The organism is Paenibacillus sp. NPDC056579 (assembly GCF_042793215.1).
Taxonomy (GTDB): domain Bacteria; phylum Bacillota; class Bacilli; order Paenibacillales; family NBRC-103111; genus Paenibacillus_S.
This window is the reverse complement of sequence record NZ_JBHTVD010000001.1, coordinates 30494-47304: the sequence shown is the minus strand read 5'-3', so window position 1 is coordinate 47304 and position 16811 is coordinate 30494. Positions and strand designations below refer to the sequence as shown.

Genomic DNA, 16811 nt, shown 5'->3' with positions numbered 1-16811 from the left:
TCGAAAGAGCACTCGGCTTCCTCATTGTTTACCTCTGAAATGGAAATTAAACCTCAACCACTCGAACCGTTTCCATACGGTCTCTGCCTTTGAATTCGTCAACGAGCTCCATACCGGAAGCCACTTTACCGAATACGGTATGCTGGCCGTCCAGATGCGGCTGCGGCTGATAGCAGATGTAGAATTGGCTGCCGCCGGTGTTGCGTCCTGCATGCGCCATAGCCAATGTGCCGCGCTCATGCTTATTCGGATTGATTTCGCAGTTGATTTGGTAGCCCGGGCCGCCTGTGCCTGTCCCCTGCGGGCATCCGCCTTGCGCTACGAAGCCTGGAATGACGCGATGGAATACGAGACCGTCGTAGAAGCCTTCGTTAGCCAATTTTTCGAAGTTAGCCACGGTGTTAGGCGCGTCTTTGTCGAACAAGTCGATGACTACTTCGCCGCCGTTTGCAAGTTTAATTTGAGCTTGTTTTGCCATGATATGTACACTCCTTTTATCGGTCAATGCTTCTTATTGTACTATATCGCACCTTGGTTCACAAGGAACTGTGCCTCCTGAAAAAAATCCGGCTCACGCTAAGCCGTGGCCGGATTCATGGACGATCGGTATACCGTAACGATCAGACGGTTTTGGAAACCTGCTTCAATCGGGTCGGAATGACATCGTTGCCTACGATATTGTCGAACGACTCCCGCTGCACGACCACGTCGGCCTCGCCGTCCTTGACGAACACAACCGCCGGTCTGCGGATTCGGTTGTAATTGCTTGCCATAGCATAGTTGTACGCTCCTGTGCAGGAAACCGCCAGTACGTCGCCGCTGTTCACCTTGGGCAAATTCACGTCCCAGATCAGCATGTCGCCGCTCTCGCAGCATTTGCCGGCTATGGAGACGAGCTCTTCCTCCGCCTCGGAGGCCCGGTTGGCGAGCAGCGCTTCATAGCGGGATTCGTACAACGCCGGACGCGGATTATCCGACATTCCGCCGTCTACCGCCACGTACTTGCGGACGCCCGGAATATCTTTGTACGTTCCGACCGTATACAGCGTCGTACCGGATTCGCCTACAATGCTGCGGCCCGGCTCCACCCAAATTTCCGGAGTCGGATAGCTGTATTTGCCGAAATTCGTTTTGACCGAATTGGTAATGGCCTCTACATACTTCGCCACCGGCAATGGCGTATCTCCGTCCACATAGCGGATTCCGAAGCCTCCGCCCAGGTTGACGACCGAGAAGACGACGTTCAATTCGTCTCTCACTTTTGCCGCGAAGGCTACGACTTTGTCAACGGCCAACTGGAAGCCTTCCACTTCAAAAATTTGCGAGCCGATGTGCGAATGAACGCCCAGCAGTTCGATGTTCGGAAGCTGAACGGCTTCCTGCACGGCGCGGTAAGCCGAACCGTTATCAAGATCCAGGCCGAATTTGGAATCGATCTGGCCTGTGGAAATGTATTCGTGTGTATGAGCTTCAACGCCTGGAGTCAATCGGAATAAAATATTGACCTTTTGACGCTTTTCTCCGGCGATAGCATTGAGCAAATGAAGCTCTACCATATTATCGACGACAAAACAGCCGATCTTCGCATCGATCGCCATCTCAATCTCCTGCGGCGATTTGTTGTTGCCATGGAAATGAATGCGGTCGGCAGGGAATCCTGCCTGAAGCGCCGTATACAGCTCGCCGTCGGACACGACGTCCAGCGAAAGCCCTTCTTCTTCGGCCAAACGGCACATGGCCATAACGCAAAATGCTTTGCTAGCATAGGCGACCTGGAATTTCAAGCCGGAAGCGCGAAACGCGCTTACGTATTCGGAGGAGCGCCGGCGAATCAACGCTTCGTCCATGACATAGAGCGGAGTTCCAAAACGTTCTACCAGCTCCGTCGTGTCGCAGCCGCCGATTTCAAGATGCCCTTTATCGTTAATTTTACTTGTTCCATGTAAGTACATTGTCCGCTTCCCTCTTCCCCCTGAACATTACTACTAAATTACCATAATCCGAGGCAGGCTGACAACAACAATCAGCCTTGAGGAGCGGCCTCATTATTTCGGCTGACGTGAGTTGTCGGTCGGCTGTGTCAGGCTCATACGGTTTTTCCTGGCCAGAAACGGGCGCCGGAGCAGGATCTCGGTTAACGCCTTGACATTAAACGGGATGAACGGCCACATGTAAGGCGCATTGTACGAGCGTCTTGTGGACAAATACAGCGCGAGCGCGGTGCAGCCGATGACCAGCCCCGGAATTTTGAAGACGGCTGTCAATATGAGCAGCGCGAGCCGGGCTAAACGGTTGGCCAAGCTCAGCTCGTAGCTCGGAGTGGCGAAGGTGCCGACAGCGGCAATGGCCAAGTATAGGATGACCTCGTTGACGAATAAGCCGGTCTTGACCGCTACGTCTCCTACCAGGATGGCGGCGACCAAGCCCATCGCCGTCGCCAGCGGTGAAGGCGTATGAACCGCCGCCATCCGCATTAGATCGATACCCAGCTCCGCTACCAGAAACTGTACGAGTAGTGGAAGCTTGCCGCTTTTCTGCGGACCCAGAAATTCGAAGCCGGCCGGCTTCAGCTCGGGCGAGGTTACGAGCAGAAACCATAAGGGCAGCAAAAAGAGCGACGCGGCAATGCCGATGAACCGTACCCATCTTAGATACGTGCCCACTGCAGGAGTTTGTCTGTACTCCTCCGCATGCTGCACATGATGGAAGAACGTCGTAGGCAGGATGATGACACTCGGAGACGTGTCGACGAATACCGCTACATGTCCTTCCAGCAAATGGACCGAGACGATATCCGGCCGCTCCGAATAGCGGACCATAGGATATGGATTCCACCCTCTTCCGACTATCGCTTCCTCCAATTGCTTCTCGGCCAACGGCAGGCCGTCCACCTCGACCTGCTGAATTTTATCGCGAATGGACTCCACCAAATGCGGATCGCAAATATCGTCGATGTACGCCATGCAGATGTCGGTATGCGTTCTTCTTCCCGCGCGCAGCATCTCGAGCTTCAGCTTCGGATCTCGGATGCGGCGTCTCAGCAAAGTAACGTTCGTGAGCAGCGTCTCGACGAAGCCGTCCCTCGCCCCCCGGACGACGCGCTCCAAATCCGGCTCCTCGGTGGACCGGACCGGGAAGCTTTTGGCATCGACCACAATTGCCGACGTAGCTCCCTCGAAGAAGAAGCAGGAAGCGCCCATCGATACATTATCGATCACTTCGCTCAGCTTGTCCGTCTGCTTGACCTGAATGTGCGGAATGATCGCATCCATGAACAGCTGCACCGTAGCATGCCCTTTGCCGCCCTGCTCTTGATGGTCGATAGGAGATTCGGTAGTATCTCCCTTGATCTGCCGTTCTCCGATCTCCGCATCGGACAGCCTGTCCAGGATCATGGTAAGCACCGTGTCCTTGGCGAAGCCGTTATAATAAAAGATACCGGTTTTGTGACCGCCGAACACCATTTCGCGGAACACGACATCGAAGCTTTGATTCAGACCGACTTGTTTTTCCAGCAGCTTCTTCAGCGCCTCAAAATCGTCCGGAATATGGTCCTCTTTGTTCCTTGTATTGTTCTGGTTTTGGTCTTCAGATGCAGCACGAGCGCTGCGGCGCCCCTCATCCTTATGCTTCACAACGCGTGCCGGTCTAGGCTCCCGGCTCCGCTCATCAGCAGCATCATCGCGCTTGGCTTCGACACTCCCCTGATCTTCCTCGGGGTGCTTTTTGAAGCGTGCCGCTATCGATTCCTCCCTATCCTCATCGGCATCGTCACGCTTTGATTCCTTAAGCTCACGCTCCTCCTCACGCTCCCCCTCAAGCTCATCCCGCTCTTGCCCGGGAACCGCCTCGATCTCGGATTCCGGGACGTGCCAATCCATGGGCGATGACAATATATTTCCTTCCCGGTCGATCTCGAGCTTAGGCTCTTCCTTCACTTCATCGGTATGGTGATTCGATATTTGTTTTGGTTTGATTGTATTTGTAGTGGTTTTCTTCAATAAATCCATCCCCTTTCATGAGCTACACTGATTACATACCGTTCTTCTTATCCGAGGAAATTGAGCCAATCCAGCAAAGAACCAAGCACTTTGCCGAAGATCATGGCCATAAGCAGCCAGATCATGTAGGACCCCATCCCGATCCGCTTGGTCAATATCGGCAGGACGTTGACGATTTCCGTCAGCGCTCCCGCAAGCATCCCTACGAATGCTCCGGCAAACACTCCGAACAGCCCGGCTGCCAACGGAAAGAAGGAGTACGACCAGTTGAAAAAATCCGTTGCGGTAAAAAACAACGAGCCCGCAACGACCGAGACTTCATACCAGCGGATGAGATGATACGTCCTCGTAATTTGCGCCAGCCTGGGGATAACGTCCAAAACAACCAGAAATGCGACCATTCCGCTGCCGACAGCGACGCCTCCCGCCAAACCGATAAACATTTGCAGAGGTACCGCCAGCCAACCGCTCATCGCTTTTCCCCCGCTTCATGAATTTTTGCGTATTCTTCCGTGACGACATACATATTGATATTTTCCTGATAAAGAAACATTTCCACCTCCAGCGGACTCGGTTCTTCGTTAAATTTCTTTTTGAACAAATGATTGAAAAAAACGATCATCCCGATTCCGATCCCGAAAGAGTATGGAATTTGTAGCAGCAGCGGGTGCTCTACCCATTTCCCTGTAAGCAGCTGGTAAATTCGCTGATGTACCAGCGCCATGCTAACATCGGCATGAAAATTCATAATGGCCAGTCCGGACCCGACAAATAAAAGAAGCCACACTCCTACAATCATCAAAATATTCGGCGGCTTGCGCAATTCGTGGATTTCCACCAGACAGTGCGGCTCACCGAAATGCTCGATTTGAAAAAAAGGATACTTCTCCTTGATCTTTTGAACGATCAGCATCATATCGATCAAGATTTTGTTGCCTTCGCGTTCTCTCGGCTTATGGAGCAGCAGCTTGCTCAGCGCTTCTTCATATTCGGGGTCAACAAGCAGCTGCGCGATTCTGCCGAGAAAGATGGATTCTCCCGGCTGAACGCAAATGTGCTTTCGCAACCGGATATACAAAGTTGGTTTGGAGGCCGGATTCATCCCAATCACTCCCTTGTGCATTTATCCCATAGTATGAATCCTTCGGTTGATGGATAGTCATCGGAGAGCATGGCAAAAATTCACTTGCAAGCGCGTATAAAATACGCATGATTTTGAAAAAGTATAAGTACGACATTAACTCTATTCCCAGGAAAGGGTGCTCCAAATGGGTAAAGTGGCATTAACGCTTGTTATTATCGGCGCTTTGAACTGGCTGCTTATCGGGTTGTTCGAATGGGACCTGGTGACGGCTATTTTCGGCGGCGACGTCCATCGTGAATCTTCGGGAATCAGTCGAATCGTATACACGCTTGTAGGCTTGTCCGGATTGTACTGCTTGAAATATTTATTCACGGACGAGTCCAGATCCAGAGCAAGATAACCAAACGCAGGCGGCGCCATTTGGCAAACCGTTGGTTGGCAGCTTCTATCAGACTAACGCCATATAGGCGACTCACGTGAGAAAACCCCGTAAAGTGGAGCTTTCGCTGCGAAGGCAATCCGATACTTTGCGGGGTGTATGACTCTTTATAAGTAAAAAAGACCGGCAGCCCGCATCCTTAATGCGGTCTAATCGGTCTTTTTGTGTTTATTGAGCAATCTGATCCTTGATCGATTGCAATATTTTTTTCTCCAAGCGCGAGACCTGAACCTGGGATATCCCGAGCCGGGTCGCCACCTCGGATTGCGTCTGATCGCGGAAATAGCGCAAATATACGATGAGCCGCTCCCGTTCCGTCAAGCTCCCGATGGCTTCGTTCAAGGCCAGCTTCTCGAACCATTTATCCTGACCGTCATCGGCGATTTGATCCATAAGCGTAATCGGATCTCCGTCGTTCTCAAATACGGTCTCGTGGATCGAGGAGAGCGGCTTGTTCGCTTCCTGGGCGAAGACGACGTCCTCCGGAGAGATTTGCAGCTCGTTCGCTACTTCGTTGATGGTCGGGAGACGCCCGTTACGCTTCGACAGCTCGTCCTTCGTCTTGCGGATTTTGTTCGCAAGCTCCTTCAAAGACCGGCTCACCTTCAGCGTGCCGTCATCCCGCAAAAACCGCTGGATTTCACCTATGATCATAGGGACAGCATAAGTAGAAAATTTCACGTCATACGACAGATCGAATTTATCTACCGACTTTAACAATCCAATGCAGCCAATTTGGAACAAATCCTCTGCTTCGTAACCCCGGTTCAAAAAGCGCTGCACGACGGACCAAACCAAACGGATATTGCAGTTCACCAGCGTTTCTCTGGCCAACGCATCTCCGGATTGACTCAAAGCAATTAACCTTTTGACTTCGGCATCATCCAAATAGCTGTGGGAGGCATGTTTCAAATCGACATCCATAGATCAGACCCCTAATTGAATAAAGCTTTTTTAGATTCAATTCGCTTTTTCATTTTTATTTTTGTTCCCACGCCGACGGCGGTCGTAATTTCGATCTCATCCATGAAATTTTCCATAATCGTAAATCCCATACCCGATCGTTCCAGCTCCGGCTTGGAAGTATATAACGGCTGTTTTGCCTGCTCCAGATCCTCGATACCGGCCCCTTGATCCTCGATAGTCAAGTAGACTGTGTCTCCGTCCATCTCGGCATGAATAGTGATAACGCCGTCCGGACGGTTGTCGTAGCCATGAATGACGGCATTGGTGACAGCTTCCGAGACAACGGTTTTCAAATCGGTCAGCTCATCCAGAGTCGGATCCAGCTGGGATACGAACGCGGCAACGGTAACACGGGCAAACGATTCATTCTCGGAACGGCTGGCTAACTGAAGCGTCATAAAATTTCGTTCACTCATGATACGACCTCCAAACTGGTGAGAGCTTGTCTTTCGTTATCCTGGATGGACAAAATTTTAAACAAACCAGACATTTCAAACAAACGGTAGACCGATGGGTTAACGTCGCAGACGACCATTTTCCCGCCTCTGGCCGTGATTTGCTTGTAGCGTCCGAGAATGACCCCGAGCCCGGAGCTATCCATGAAGGATAACTCCTTCAAGCTTAAGATAATGTGGCTTGTTTCGCCTTTCTCCAAGGCTTCCTCCATACGCGACTTCACGATGTCGGCGGTATGATGGTCCAGTTCGCCTTTCAGCCTCACAATAAGGGCCTTCCGGTGATGCTCCAGTTCAATATGCAGACTCAAGCTGCTCACTCCTTCCCTTTCATGCACACTCATTTCTACACGGGTTTTCCCTTTTCCTGCCACCCGACAAAACTAGAAGAAATGCGCTACAAAAAGAAGAAATGCGACATTTTGTGCTTGCGCCTGCTTAAGAACAGAGCTTTAAGCTTGGTGCTAATCTATGAAGAACAAACGCTTGGTTGTCCGTTTCGTCAACGTCCACCAGCCTGCTTTTTTCACGTCGACCGGAGATTGCAGTTGAAACTCCGACAGCACCTGGTCATTTTTATAAACAACGATTTTGCCTATCGGCTGCCCTTGAGCAACAGGAGCCTTTAGGTTATCCTGCAGTTGAACCTCATGGCGGATTCCTTCCGCTGCCTCGCCTTTTTTCAGAAGCACGCTGTATTTTTGCGGAGCGGTCAGCTCAACCGACGGTTGTTCGCCTTTGCCCACCTTCATTTGGCCGAGCGAATCTCCTTTGTTGAAAATCGGCATATTCGTATATTGCGAGAAAGCATAGTCGAATAGACTGGACACTTCCGAATTGCGTGTTTTCGTATCCGGCTCACCCATAACGACGCTGATTACGCGCATGTTGTCGCGTCTGGCAGTCGCAGATAAGCAAAACTTCGCTTCGCTCGTATACCCTGTCTTCAGCCCGTCGGCTCCGCTGTAGAAACGAACCAGCTTGTTTGTATTCACAAGCCAGAACGGCTTCGGCGTATCCTTGCGCAAGTAGTCCTGGTAAGCGCCGGTAAATTGGGTGATTTCCTCGTGCTTTAGCAGCTCGCGGGACATGATGGCAATATCGTACGCGGAGGAATAATGATTGTCCGCAGGGAGCCCGTTACAGTTGGCAAATCGGGTGTTGTTCATCCCTAGCTGCTTTGCGCGGTCGTTCATCATTTGGACGAAGGCTTGCTCTGATCCGGCCAGCTTCTCCGCCATGGCAACCGATGCGTCGTTACCCGATGCCATCGCAATTCCTTTCAGCATATCCTGGACCGTCATTTCCTCACCTGGCTCCAGGAAAATTTGCGAGCCTCCCATGGACGCAGCGTATTCGCTTGTACGCACCTTGTCGTCCATCTTGATCTTGCCTTGATCCAATGCTTCCATAATGAGCAGCATGGTCATAATTTTCGTAATACTGGCTGGGGGCAGCTTGGCGTCTTTATTTTTCTCAAAGATCACCGTGCCGGTATCCGCATCAATTACTGCGGCCGAAGCTGCATTAGGTGCCATATCCACTGCTTGATTCGGAGCTTGTTTCTCCTCCGCAAACACCGCCGGCAATGCCAAAGACATTAGCAGCGAGATAGAAACGAACAGCTTGATTGCCTTGTTGAACATACCTTTCTACCCCTCCAAAATAAGTTATACTACTGCTAATCAGTGTTGACGAGTTTGCTGTAAAATATTCCAAACGCAGGAAAATCAATGCCACCTCTGCAGCAGTACCGCTTTATGAACATTCTTTAGCAATTGTTGGAGCAAAGAGTTTGGAAAATCAAACAAGCCCTGACTTGACCCACACGTTGGCGCGCGGGGAGGGAATTGGCTGTAGGATTCCGACCGCTGTTGAAGCTCATGTTCCTGATCATAGGTTTACAGCGGTTGGAACACGAGCTTCAAAGGCGGACGCTGCCGCTTCTTCACCCCACATCCATTCCCTCTTTTGTTCTACCTGAGCTGACTTCCACTAGCCTTTGATTTTGTAACACTGAAAACCATCTATTTAAACTTCATGCTCCTCCAAACAAAAAAACCGGGGCTCAGCCGCCCCGGCAATTACACTGATTATTCGTTGTGCAGCATCTGCACGCCGTGCTTGGAAACTACCGCATAGACTAGCGGAGGCTTCTTAACGGCATTCCCCGTTAATGTAAACGCACGGCGCGTACGCTGAGTCATCTCCTCTGTGAACATCGTTTCGTTCCGATTCATGTGGAGCACGGCGAGCGGCTCTCCCGCTTTTACCGCGTCTCCGACTTTTTTGCGCAGCACCATGCCGACGGCAAGATCAATCCGATCTTCCTTCGTAGCTCTCCCCGCTCCCAGCATCATCGCCGTCACGCCAAGCTCCTCCGCATCGATGTGCGACACGAATCCGTCCTCAGCAGCCAAGACCTCGGCCTGATATGGAGCCGACGGCAGCCGGTCCGGATGATCGGCCAGCTCTTTATCGCCGCCTTGAGCGGCAATAAGCCGCTTAAGCTTATCCAATGCTTCTCCATTGTGCAGAAGCTGTTCCATCTTTTCTCTCGCTTCATCGTAGGTGGCCGCTTTCCCGCCCAGCTGGATCATGTGGGCTCCAAGCAGAAGACACAGCTCCGTCAAGTCATCCGGTCCGGAGCCTTGCAGCGTCTCAATCGCTTCCCGGACCTCCAGCGCATTGCCTATCGCTAGTCCAAGAGGCTCATCCATATTCGTAATGACGGCTACGGTCTCCCTGCCTACCTGTTCCCCGATTTCCACCATCGCCTTCGCCAGCTCAATGGAGCCTTCGAGCGATTTCATGAACGCTCCGCTGCCGGTTTTCACATCGAGTACGATGGCGTCTGCGCCAGAGGCGATTTTCTTGCTCATAATCGAGCTGGCAATAAGAGGAATCGACTCGACCGTGGCGGTAACGTCGCGAAGTCCGTATAGCTTCTTATCTGCAGGCGTAATATTGCCCGACTGACTAATAACCGAAACCCCGATGTCAGTAACCTGCTGCAGAAATTGCTCTTTCGTCAATTCCACCCGATAGCCTTCGATCGCCTCGAGCTTATCTATGGTCCCTCCCGTGTGCCCGAGACCTCTGCCGGACATTTTGGCAACCGGAATGCCTGCCGCCGCTACCAGCGGGGCTAATATCAATGTCGTCGTATCTCCTACACCGCCGGTGCTGTGCTTATCGACCTTCACACCGGGGATCGAGCTCAAATCAACCTGATCTCCCGACCGGGCCATGGCCAAAGTCAGATCGGCCGTTTCTTTGGCGGACATGCCCCGAAAAAAGACGGCCATAGCGAACGCCGACATTTGATAATCCGGGATGTCTCCTGTGCTGTACCCGTGAATCAAATATTCGATTTCCTCTGTCGATAGCGTTTCTCCATCCCGTTTGCGTTGAATCAAATCTACAGTTCTCATTGCCGGTCACCTCGATTGATCAGGATAACAACTATTTCCTGTTATTATATCGGTCACAGCATAAAAAGAAAAGGAAGCTGCCCAACCCGACGATTCGTCGAGCAGACAGCTCCCAAGGAACACATAGTAATGAGTTGATTATTGAACAACAAGCTTGGAGATCATTTGAGCATGTCCCGGACCGCAAGGGAGCACACAATGGACCTCGTAAGTGCCTGGTTTGTCAAAAGTAACTTCGGCCGATTTGGTGTTGTTATCGAGCTTTACGTTCAAACCGACAATTTCCATAGCATGGAGACCTTCTTTATTTTGCAAAGAAACCGTTACTTTCTCGCCAGCTTTCACGGTATACTCAGCCTTGTCGAATTGATAATTCGAAGCGATGAATTTCAACTGTGGTCCAGCCTTGGATTCCGAAGCCATCTCTGCTTGACGCTCGGAAATATTTTGGAACAACACTCCCGCACCCAGTAAACAGGCTACGATAAACAAACTGAACATAATCCACTTTTGCATCTTGGAAATATCCCCCTAACAGTTTTACCAATAGACGTATAGTGCATATTCAAAAAGTCGGGTTTTCAGCACCGAGAAGGTTGTGAGAACCTGAAGGAGGAGCCGAGTGTAGGGAAAGGCCTACATGAGCACCATAGAGCTTTCCGTGAGCTTACTTCGTAAGCATAGCTCCTTCGAAGGTAAGTGCAAGATTCGATGCCGAATTTGCTTCGTGACCTGCTTCGGGATCAAAAGACGACTTTTTGAACTACCTCGTATAGGTTTATTGTACAAAATGAAACGCTCTTTACCTATTCCCTTTCGAGGGAATCAGGTGAAAAATTTGTGACAATTTAACAATCTGCGCTGTTCAGAAGTCATTCTATCATAAAATGTCGCAAAAGCAAAAATCCCCGGTCCATCGACCAGGGATGATCTCTCGTGCTAATTCGTCCTGCGAAGGCTTCTGAAGCCGATACCCGCGCTGGCGACTTTCTCTTCCTTATGCAGCAAATCACGAATATCTCTTGATATTCTGCTGCTGCATGAAACGCATAGCTGATTCTGGTGGATCGGGACTCCGCAGCTGTTGCACGGATAAGACAAATGGGGAAAATCCTTCACCGACAGCCGCTTTTCTTTAATCCATGCTGTAAGCCGTTGCGAGGATACTCCTGTTGCCGATCGGAGCTGTTCTGTCGTAGCCTTGCGATTTTGCAGCATAAACCGGTAACATATATCGAACTCACTATCAAGCGACTTCATGCAATCTGTGCACATGTTGCGCAGGTTCCGCTGAAACACTCTCCCGCAACCGGGACAATTAGCCACTGCCAGAATACTCATCTCTGTCACTTCCCAACCGTTTATAGTCCCTTGTACCCACAGTATAACATGATTATCGGTGGTCTAAAAGACCTATCTACACCAAATTAACGTTTTTTTATTACGTCTATACTCATGTATATGTACAATAACGGCTTGTCATACTATAAAAGCCTATTTCCAGGCTACAACGCGGCAGCGGAGGTGAACAGCATGTCAGACAAGCAGCAAGGTCACGCCAACCAGAATACGACGACCCGCACTAGCGATAAAGGCGCCAAAAAGTCCAATAAACGCTAACGGCATAAGCAAAACAACCAACCCCATAATGTAAAGGTTGGATGTTCAAACAGAACAGACCTCCTTTGCGGGGAGACCCGATTGTATTTCCGCATATGCAAAAAAGACTGAACGCCTATAAGCCCTTTCAAAGCTTACTAGGCGGCAGTCTTTTCTTTCACGCGCTCTGCCGGCACGGAATCCAGAGGCGAAAAGCGCTTCCCTGCCCTTCCGCGCTTTCCACCGTCAGCTTCCCTCTGTGAATATCCGCAATTGACTTCGTAATGGACAATCCCAATCCCGCCCCGCCGTGCTTGCGCGCACGAGATGTATCGATGCGGTAAAACCGGTCGAACAAGTGAGGCAGATGCTCCTTGGGGATTCCGGACCCATTGTCCTTCACCGTCAGCTCAACCCCTCCGGATACATTCTGCACGATGATTTCAATATGGCCGGACACCGGATTCGTATGCTGGACGGCATTATGAAACAAATTCAAGACGACCTGCTTCATTTTATCCTGATCAAACATGCACTTCGTGCTCGGCGCCAGGGAGAAGCTTACGCTTCGGTCTCCCGCCATCAGCTTCAGCTGAGGCTCCATGCTGTGAACCACTTCATCCAGCAGCCCCTCCTGCATTTCCGTCACCGGGGTCCGGTCCAGCTTGGCCAGCAGCAGTAAATCCTGCACGAGCTTGTTGATCCGCCCCGACTCCGAATACATACTCGTCAACGCTTTGTGCAGCTGGTCCGGCTGATTGGCCGCTCCGCGCAGCAAAATTTCCAGAAAGCCGTGAATGGATGTAAGCGGGGTACGAAGCTCATGGGAAGCATCGGCAATAAAGCGCCTCATTCGCTCCTTCGCTTCTTTTTCCGCTTCAAAGGAAGCTTCCAGCCTCTCCAGCATCCGGTTAAAGGAAATGGACAGACGGTCTATTTCCAGCTGATTTTGATGATCCGGCAGCCGTTCGTCCAAATTCCCCGCATCGATCTTCTCCATGGTCCCGACCATTTTGGATAATGGGATCAGCGTCCGTTTCAATACGGGCAAAAACGTTAATAAACCGAAAATCAAGGCGATCAAAGCGACCGCGATGAAAGTGAGCAGTTGTCCCCATAGCACCTCCTTCAAAGGTGCCGTACCGATGCTGACCTGGACCAGGCCGGCTACGTTTTTCGCTTTATTCACAATCGTATGAAGAACAACGAGCTGCTCGGTTCCATTGACCGTAACGATCCGGTAATGCATTCCCGGCTTTTTGCGCATAGCCTCCATATACTCGCCCGCAGGCAGCTGAACGGTCAAAGCGTTGTCCGGCGGCTCCACGATAATGTTGAATTCGCCCTCCGGATTGATAAAAGCGACCGATGAATCCGGCGAAAACAGCAGCCCGCGCATCGGAGGATCTTTGCGAATGATGTTGGAATTGGCCAGATTCGGCCAGACTTCCCGCGGAATCGTCATGATCTGGTTTTGGATCGACTCCGCTTTATTCTTATAAATGAACTGCTTCATGTAGACGTACTGCAAGATCCCGGTAAGAAGCAGCAGTCCGGCCAAAATCAGCAAGGAGCGGGACAACAGCTGGTATCGCAGCGATCTTGGCCATAGGAATCTCACCATGTTATTGAGACGCTGCCCTTTCATGTCAGATCAACCCGATAGCCTGCGCCCCGTAAGGTGCGGATCAGCTTATGCTCCTTGTCCTGCAATTTATCCCTCAAGGACCGGATGTATACCTCTACGATGTTCTCTTCCCCGCCGAAATCGTAGCCCCATACTTTATCCAAAATTTTACTTTTGCTCAGCACAAGCCCATGATTGATCACAAGAAACGAGAGCAGCTCATATTCCGTCGGCGACAGCTCCAGAACGCGGTTATCGTAGCTGATTTCCTTACGGCGGTCATCGATGCGGAACGGTCCGATGCTGACTTCTCCCAGAAGGTTTGGAAAGTGATTGCGTATTCTTGCATGAATGCGGGCGAGCAGCTCCTCGAAGCTGAACGGCTTGACCATATAATCGTCGGCCCCGAGTGTCAAACCTTTCACCCGATCCTCCACTTCTTCCTTGGCCGTGAGCATAATGACGGCAATATTGCCGGTTTTCTTGAGCATCCGGCACACCTCAAAGCCGTCCATTCCCGGCATCATGACATCGAGAATGACAATATGAGGCTGAAATTGTCTGGCCGAGGTTATGGCTGCGAATCCATCCTGCGCCGTTTCAATTTCAAAGCCTTCATTGCGCAAGCCCAGCTCTAAAAATTGCAATATATTCGGCTCGTCGTCTACGAGTAAAATTTTGATCCCTTTTAGTTGATTCATTCCATTCACCTCATATCACATTGTACACCATTTTCTCTCATGTGCATCTTTATTATCTGATCGTCAACTGAATCATGTCTGAACGGAAGCTGAACACAAGCTGAAAAAAACCTTAAACGAACCGCCGCGCATGCAGCTCCAGCGGGGTGCTCTGCCACTCAGCAAATATTCAGTTCATACTCAAGTTCAATTCAGTTGGATCTCCCATAATGAAACCATCACACAACGATTCAAACCAAATTGCGTTATGGGAGTGTAACCGGATGAGACTGATGCGAAATCGAAAGGTGGATATGGCGCTCGTCGGCATAGCCTTATTATCCGCTTTTTTGAATCTATTTGAAATTTGGAAAGAAACCTACGTTAACGCCTATTACACGGCAGCTGTAACCAGCATGCTGCAAAGCTTTCATAATTTCTTCTACGCCTCCTTCGACCCGGCCGGGTATGTCACGGTGGATAAGCCGCCGGTCACCTTCTGGGTGCAAACGGCCAGCGCCGCGGTGTTCGGGATGCATGGATGGAGCGTTATTTTACCGCAAGCTTTGGCAGGCATCGGCTCCGTTCTGCTGATCTACGTTCTGCTAAAGCCGTCGTTCGGAATCGGCGCCGCGCGCCTCGGAGCGCTCGCGACGGCTTGTACGCCGGTGCTTACCGCCGTTGCCAGAACGAACAATGTGGACAGCTTGCTCGTATTCACTCTGCTGGTCGCCGCCTGGATGCTGTTCCGAGCAATACAACGGCAGAAGCCGCTCTGGATCTTCGGAGCGATGGCTATGATCGGTATCGGATTCAATATGAAAATGCTGCAGGCCTACATGGTCCTGCCTGCCTTCGGATTGTTCTATTTGCTCGCCTTTCATGCGAATTGGAAAAAGAAGCTCGGCATCATGGCTGGTGGTACGGCTTTGCTGCTTATTGTGTCCATGTCCTGGGCGCTGATTGCCGATTCCGTCCCCAAAGATCAGCGTCCTTACATTGGAAGCAGCCAAACCAACTCCGTCATGGAGCTGATGTTCGGATATAACGGCATTCAAAGGCTGACAGGACAAAACCGCGGCGATGGCGGCAGAGCGTCTAACGATGCGAACCGACAAGACATGGTCCGTCCGCAAGGAGCGAACGGCCGCGCTCAAGACGGCGCTATGGATAGCGCGCAGACGCAGGCCGGATCCGGCTCGCCGGACACTGGGCAGCCGCAGGGAGGCGATGCACGCGCTAACGCATCTGCTCAAGGGCAAATGCCGGCGAGCGGCGGCGGCACATCCGCCCCGCGCAGCGGAGCCGACGGCATGCCGCCCGGCATGGACGGAAATCCCGGCTCCATGCCGGATTTCCAAGGAGGCCGCGACGGCGGCCCTATGGGCGGCGGACCCGGCGGAGGCGGAGGCGGCATGTTCGGCACCGGCAGCCCCGGACCGCTAAGGCTGTTCCAATCCGGCTTGTCCGGGCAAGCCAGCTGGCTGCTCCCGCTGATCGCCTTCGCAGCCGTCGGCTTGTTCGCGGACTTGCGCTGGCGCAGAGGAAGCAAGCTGACGCCGCGGCATAAGGAAGCCTTATTCTGGCTGGCTTGGCTTGTGCCGGGAATGATCTTTTTCTCCATCGCCGGGTTTTTCCATCAATATTATTTGATTATGCTAGCCCCTCCTATCGCCGCTTTGGCGGGAGCAGGCTCAATGACTCTCTGGAAGCAGTACAAGGACCGCACCGGCTGGACGTCATGGCTTCTGCCTGTGTCTGTTCTGGCTACCACTGCTTTCGAGGTGGCAGTGCTATATCAAAACAAAGACGCCATTAGCGCAGCCTGGCTGTATGGGGTCGGAGCGGCGGGATTGGCCGCAGCCATAGCGCTTGCCGCCTTTAGAGCAGCAGGGAAGCCGTTCACCCGCTATATTGCTCATGCGGCCATCGTCGCCCTGCTGGCAGCCCCGTTGTATTGGACGGCGACCCCGATCCTGTACGGGCAGAACAGCATGCTGCCTCAAGCAGGACCTCAATCGGCCGGCTTTGGCCGGGGCGGCGGCATGCAGCCTGGCGGTGGTATGCAGCCAGGAGGCATGTCTGGCGAAAACCAGGTGAATGACGAGCTGATCGACTATTTAACAAGCCATAACACAGGAGAAACCTATTTGTTCGCCACGTCCAGCTCGACAACGGCGGCGCCTTACATTATCGAAACGGGCAAAGCCGTGATGGCTATGGGAGGCTTCAGCGGCTCCGACCCGATCCTGACCGTCGACAAGCTGAAGCAGCTTGTCGCTGACAAGCAAGTGAAATATTTCCTTCTCTCCTCCGGCGGAGGATTCGGCGGCGGTCCCGGTGGACCGGGCGGCAGCTCGGAGGTGCAGCAGTGGATTCGAGATAACAGCGTCGAAGTGCCTGCTTCCGAATGGAAGTCGGCGGATGATTCAGCAGCCTCTTCGAACAATCGACCTATGGGAGGCCGAGACGGCAATTTGACATTATATGAAATCAAGCAGTAGCCCAACGAAAGGAGGAGCTCTC

General features: G+C 51.9%; 16 protein-coding genes. 2 read left to right on the top strand and 14 right to left on the bottom strand.

The annotated features are described in order from the left end of the window. Positions 1-46 precede the first annotated feature (46 nt). The 5 genes from ACFQ88_RS00250 to ACFQ88_RS00230 all read right to left on the bottom strand — a co-directional run bounded on the left by ACFQ88_RS00250 (position 47) and on the right by ACFQ88_RS00230 (position 5103). On the bottom strand, positions 47-478 hold the full coding sequence (locus ACFQ88_RS00250) for a peptidylprolyl isomerase (RefSeq protein ID WP_239634339.1): 432 nt from the start codon (positions 476-478) through the stop codon (positions 47-49). Between the two features lie 142 nt (positions 479-620). After that, entirely contained in the window at positions 621-1952 is a 1332-nt protein-coding gene (gene lysA, locus ACFQ88_RS00245) for a diaminopimelate decarboxylase (RefSeq protein WP_239634338.1), read from the bottom strand. 93 nt (positions 1953-2045) lie between these two features. Then, a complete protein-coding gene (locus ACFQ88_RS00240; RefSeq protein ID WP_239635365.1) occupies positions 2046-3881 on the bottom strand; it encodes a spore germination protein in 1836 nt (611 codons plus the stop codon). A 167-nt stretch (positions 3882-4048) separates the two neighbouring features. Further along, positions 4049-4474 carry a stage V sporulation protein AB gene (locus ACFQ88_RS00235; RefSeq protein WP_239634337.1) on the bottom strand — a complete coding sequence of 142 codons (426 nt, stop codon included), beginning with the start codon at positions 4472-4474 and terminating at the stop codon, positions 4049-4051. Then, complete coding sequence (locus ACFQ88_RS00230) at positions 4471-5103, bottom strand: stage V sporulation protein AA (protein WP_239634336.1); 633 nt, start codon at positions 5101-5103, stop codon at positions 4471-4473. The genes ACFQ88_RS00235 and ACFQ88_RS00230 overlap by 4 nt, the downstream gene beginning before the upstream one ends. A gap of 166 nt (positions 5104-5269) precedes the next feature. On the opposite strand from ACFQ88_RS00230, the gene ACFQ88_RS00225 reads away from it, so the two are divergent. After that, a complete protein-coding gene (locus tag ACFQ88_RS00225) occupies positions 5270-5485 on the top strand; it encodes a DUF378 domain-containing protein (RefSeq protein WP_239634335.1) in 216 nt (71 codons plus the stop codon). A gap of 207 nt (positions 5486-5692) precedes the next feature. On the opposite strand, the gene sigF is transcribed toward ACFQ88_RS00225, so the two are convergent. The 9 genes from sigF to ACFQ88_RS00180 form a co-directional block, all read right to left on the bottom strand. Then, the gene (sigF, locus tag ACFQ88_RS00220; protein WP_239634334.1) at positions 5693-6448 is read right to left on the bottom strand and encodes an RNA polymerase sporulation sigma factor SigF; all 756 of its coding nucleotides are present in this window, start codon (positions 6446-6448) and stop codon (positions 5693-5695) included. Between the two features lie 11 nt (positions 6449-6459). Then, positions 6460-6906 carry an anti-sigma F factor gene (gene spoIIAB, locus ACFQ88_RS00215; protein WP_239634333.1) on the bottom strand — a complete coding sequence of 149 codons (447 nt, stop codon included), beginning with the start codon at positions 6904-6906 and terminating at the stop codon, positions 6460-6462. After that, a complete protein-coding gene (gene spoIIAA / locus ACFQ88_RS00210) occupies positions 6903-7256 on the bottom strand; it encodes an anti-sigma F factor antagonist (RefSeq protein WP_239634332.1) in 354 nt (117 codons plus the stop codon). Before spoIIAA ends, spoIIAB begins: the two co-directional genes overlap by 4 nt. Positions 7257-7409: 153 nt before the next feature. After that, positions 7410-8591 (bottom strand): D-alanyl-D-alanine carboxypeptidase family protein, encoded by a 1182-nt coding sequence (locus ACFQ88_RS00205; protein WP_239634331.1) that lies wholly within the window; start codon positions 8589-8591, stop codon positions 7410-7412. Positions 8592-9038: 447 nt separating this feature from the next. Beyond that, a complete protein-coding gene (locus tag ACFQ88_RS00200) occupies positions 9039-10379 on the bottom strand; it encodes a pyrimidine-nucleoside phosphorylase (protein ID WP_379451272.1) in 1341 nt (446 codons plus the stop codon). A gap of 138 nt (positions 10380-10517) precedes the next feature. Next, a complete protein-coding gene (locus tag ACFQ88_RS00195) occupies positions 10518-10895 on the bottom strand; it encodes a cupredoxin domain-containing protein (RefSeq protein WP_239634329.1) in 378 nt (125 codons plus the stop codon). 423 nt (positions 10896-11318) lie between these two features. Continuing rightward, complete coding sequence (locus ACFQ88_RS00190; RefSeq protein WP_239634328.1) at positions 11319-11720, bottom strand: flagellar protein; 402 nt, start codon at positions 11718-11720, stop codon at positions 11319-11321. Between the two features lie 436 nt (positions 11721-12156). Then, on the bottom strand, positions 12157-13626 hold the full coding sequence (locus tag ACFQ88_RS00185; RefSeq protein WP_379451271.1) for a sensor histidine kinase: 1470 nt from the start codon (positions 13624-13626) through the stop codon (positions 12157-12159). After that, the gene (locus ACFQ88_RS00180; protein ID WP_239634326.1) at positions 13623-14306 is read right to left on the bottom strand and encodes a response regulator transcription factor; all 684 of its coding nucleotides are present in this window, start codon (positions 14304-14306) and stop codon (positions 13623-13625) included. The genes ACFQ88_RS00185 and ACFQ88_RS00180 overlap by 4 nt, the downstream gene beginning before the upstream one ends. A 263-nt stretch (positions 14307-14569) precedes the next feature. On the opposite strand from ACFQ88_RS00180, the gene ACFQ88_RS00175 reads away from it, so the two are divergent. After that, the gene (locus ACFQ88_RS00175) at positions 14570-16789 is read left to right on the top strand and encodes an ArnT family glycosyltransferase (protein WP_379451270.1); all 2220 of its coding nucleotides are present in this window, start codon (positions 14570-14572) and stop codon (positions 16787-16789) included. Positions 16790-16811 lie beyond the last annotated feature (22 nt).

Bases quoted from the DNA above. Each gene is read 5' to 3' on its own strand.
- ACFQ88_RS00205 (WP_239634331.1), bottom strand. From the start codon at position 8,591: ATGTTCAACAAGGCAATCAAGCTGTTCGTTTCTATCTCGCTGCTAATG.
- ACFQ88_RS00230 (WP_239634336.1), bottom strand. From the start codon at position 5,103: ATGAATCCGGCCTCCAAACCAACTTTGTATATCCGGTTGCGAAAGCAC.
- ACFQ88_RS00190 (WP_239634328.1), bottom strand. From the start codon at position 11,720: ATGAGTATTCTGGCAGTGGCTAATTGTCCCGGTTGCGGGAGAGTGTTT.
- lysA (WP_239634338.1), bottom strand. From the start codon at position 1,952: ATGTACTTACATGGAACAAGTAAAATTAACGATAAAGGGCATCTTGAA.
- ACFQ88_RS00235 (WP_239634337.1), bottom strand. From the start codon at position 4,474: ATGAGCGGTTGGCTGGCGGTACCTCTGCAAATGTTTATCGGTTTGGCG.
- ACFQ88_RS00240 (WP_239635365.1), bottom strand. From the start codon at position 3,881: ATGGATTGGCACGTCCCGGAATCCGAGATCGAGGCGGTTCCCGGGCAA.
- sigF (WP_239634334.1), bottom strand. From the start codon at position 6,448: ATGGATGTCGATTTGAAACATGCCTCCCACAGCTATTTGGATGATGCC.
- ACFQ88_RS00250 (WP_239634339.1), bottom strand. From the start codon at position 478: ATGGCAAAACAAGCTCAAATTAAACTTGCAAACGGCGGCGAAGTAGTC.
- ACFQ88_RS00225 (WP_239634335.1), top strand. From the start codon at position 5,270: ATGGGTAAAGTGGCATTAACGCTTGTTATTATCGGCGCTTTGAACTGG.
- ACFQ88_RS00185 (WP_379451271.1), bottom strand. From the start codon at position 13,626: ATGAAAGGGCAGCGTCTCAATAACATGGTGAGATTCCTATGGCCAAGA.
- spoIIAB (WP_239634333.1), bottom strand. From the start codon at position 6,906: ATGAGTGAACGAAATTTTATGACGCTTCAGTTAGCCAGCCGTTCCGAG.
- ACFQ88_RS00195 (WP_239634329.1), bottom strand. From the start codon at position 10,895: ATGCAAAAGTGGATTATGTTCAGTTTGTTTATCGTAGCCTGTTTACTG.
- ACFQ88_RS00180 (WP_239634326.1), bottom strand. From the start codon at position 14,306: ATGAATCAACTAAAAGGGATCAAAATTTTACTCGTAGACGACGAGCCG.
- ACFQ88_RS00200 (WP_379451272.1), bottom strand. From the start codon at position 10,379: ATGAGAACTGTAGATTTGATTCAACGCAAACGGGATGGAGAAACGCTA.
- ACFQ88_RS00175 (WP_379451270.1), top strand. From the start codon at position 14,570: ATGAGACTGATGCGAAATCGAAAGGTGGATATGGCGCTCGTCGGCATA.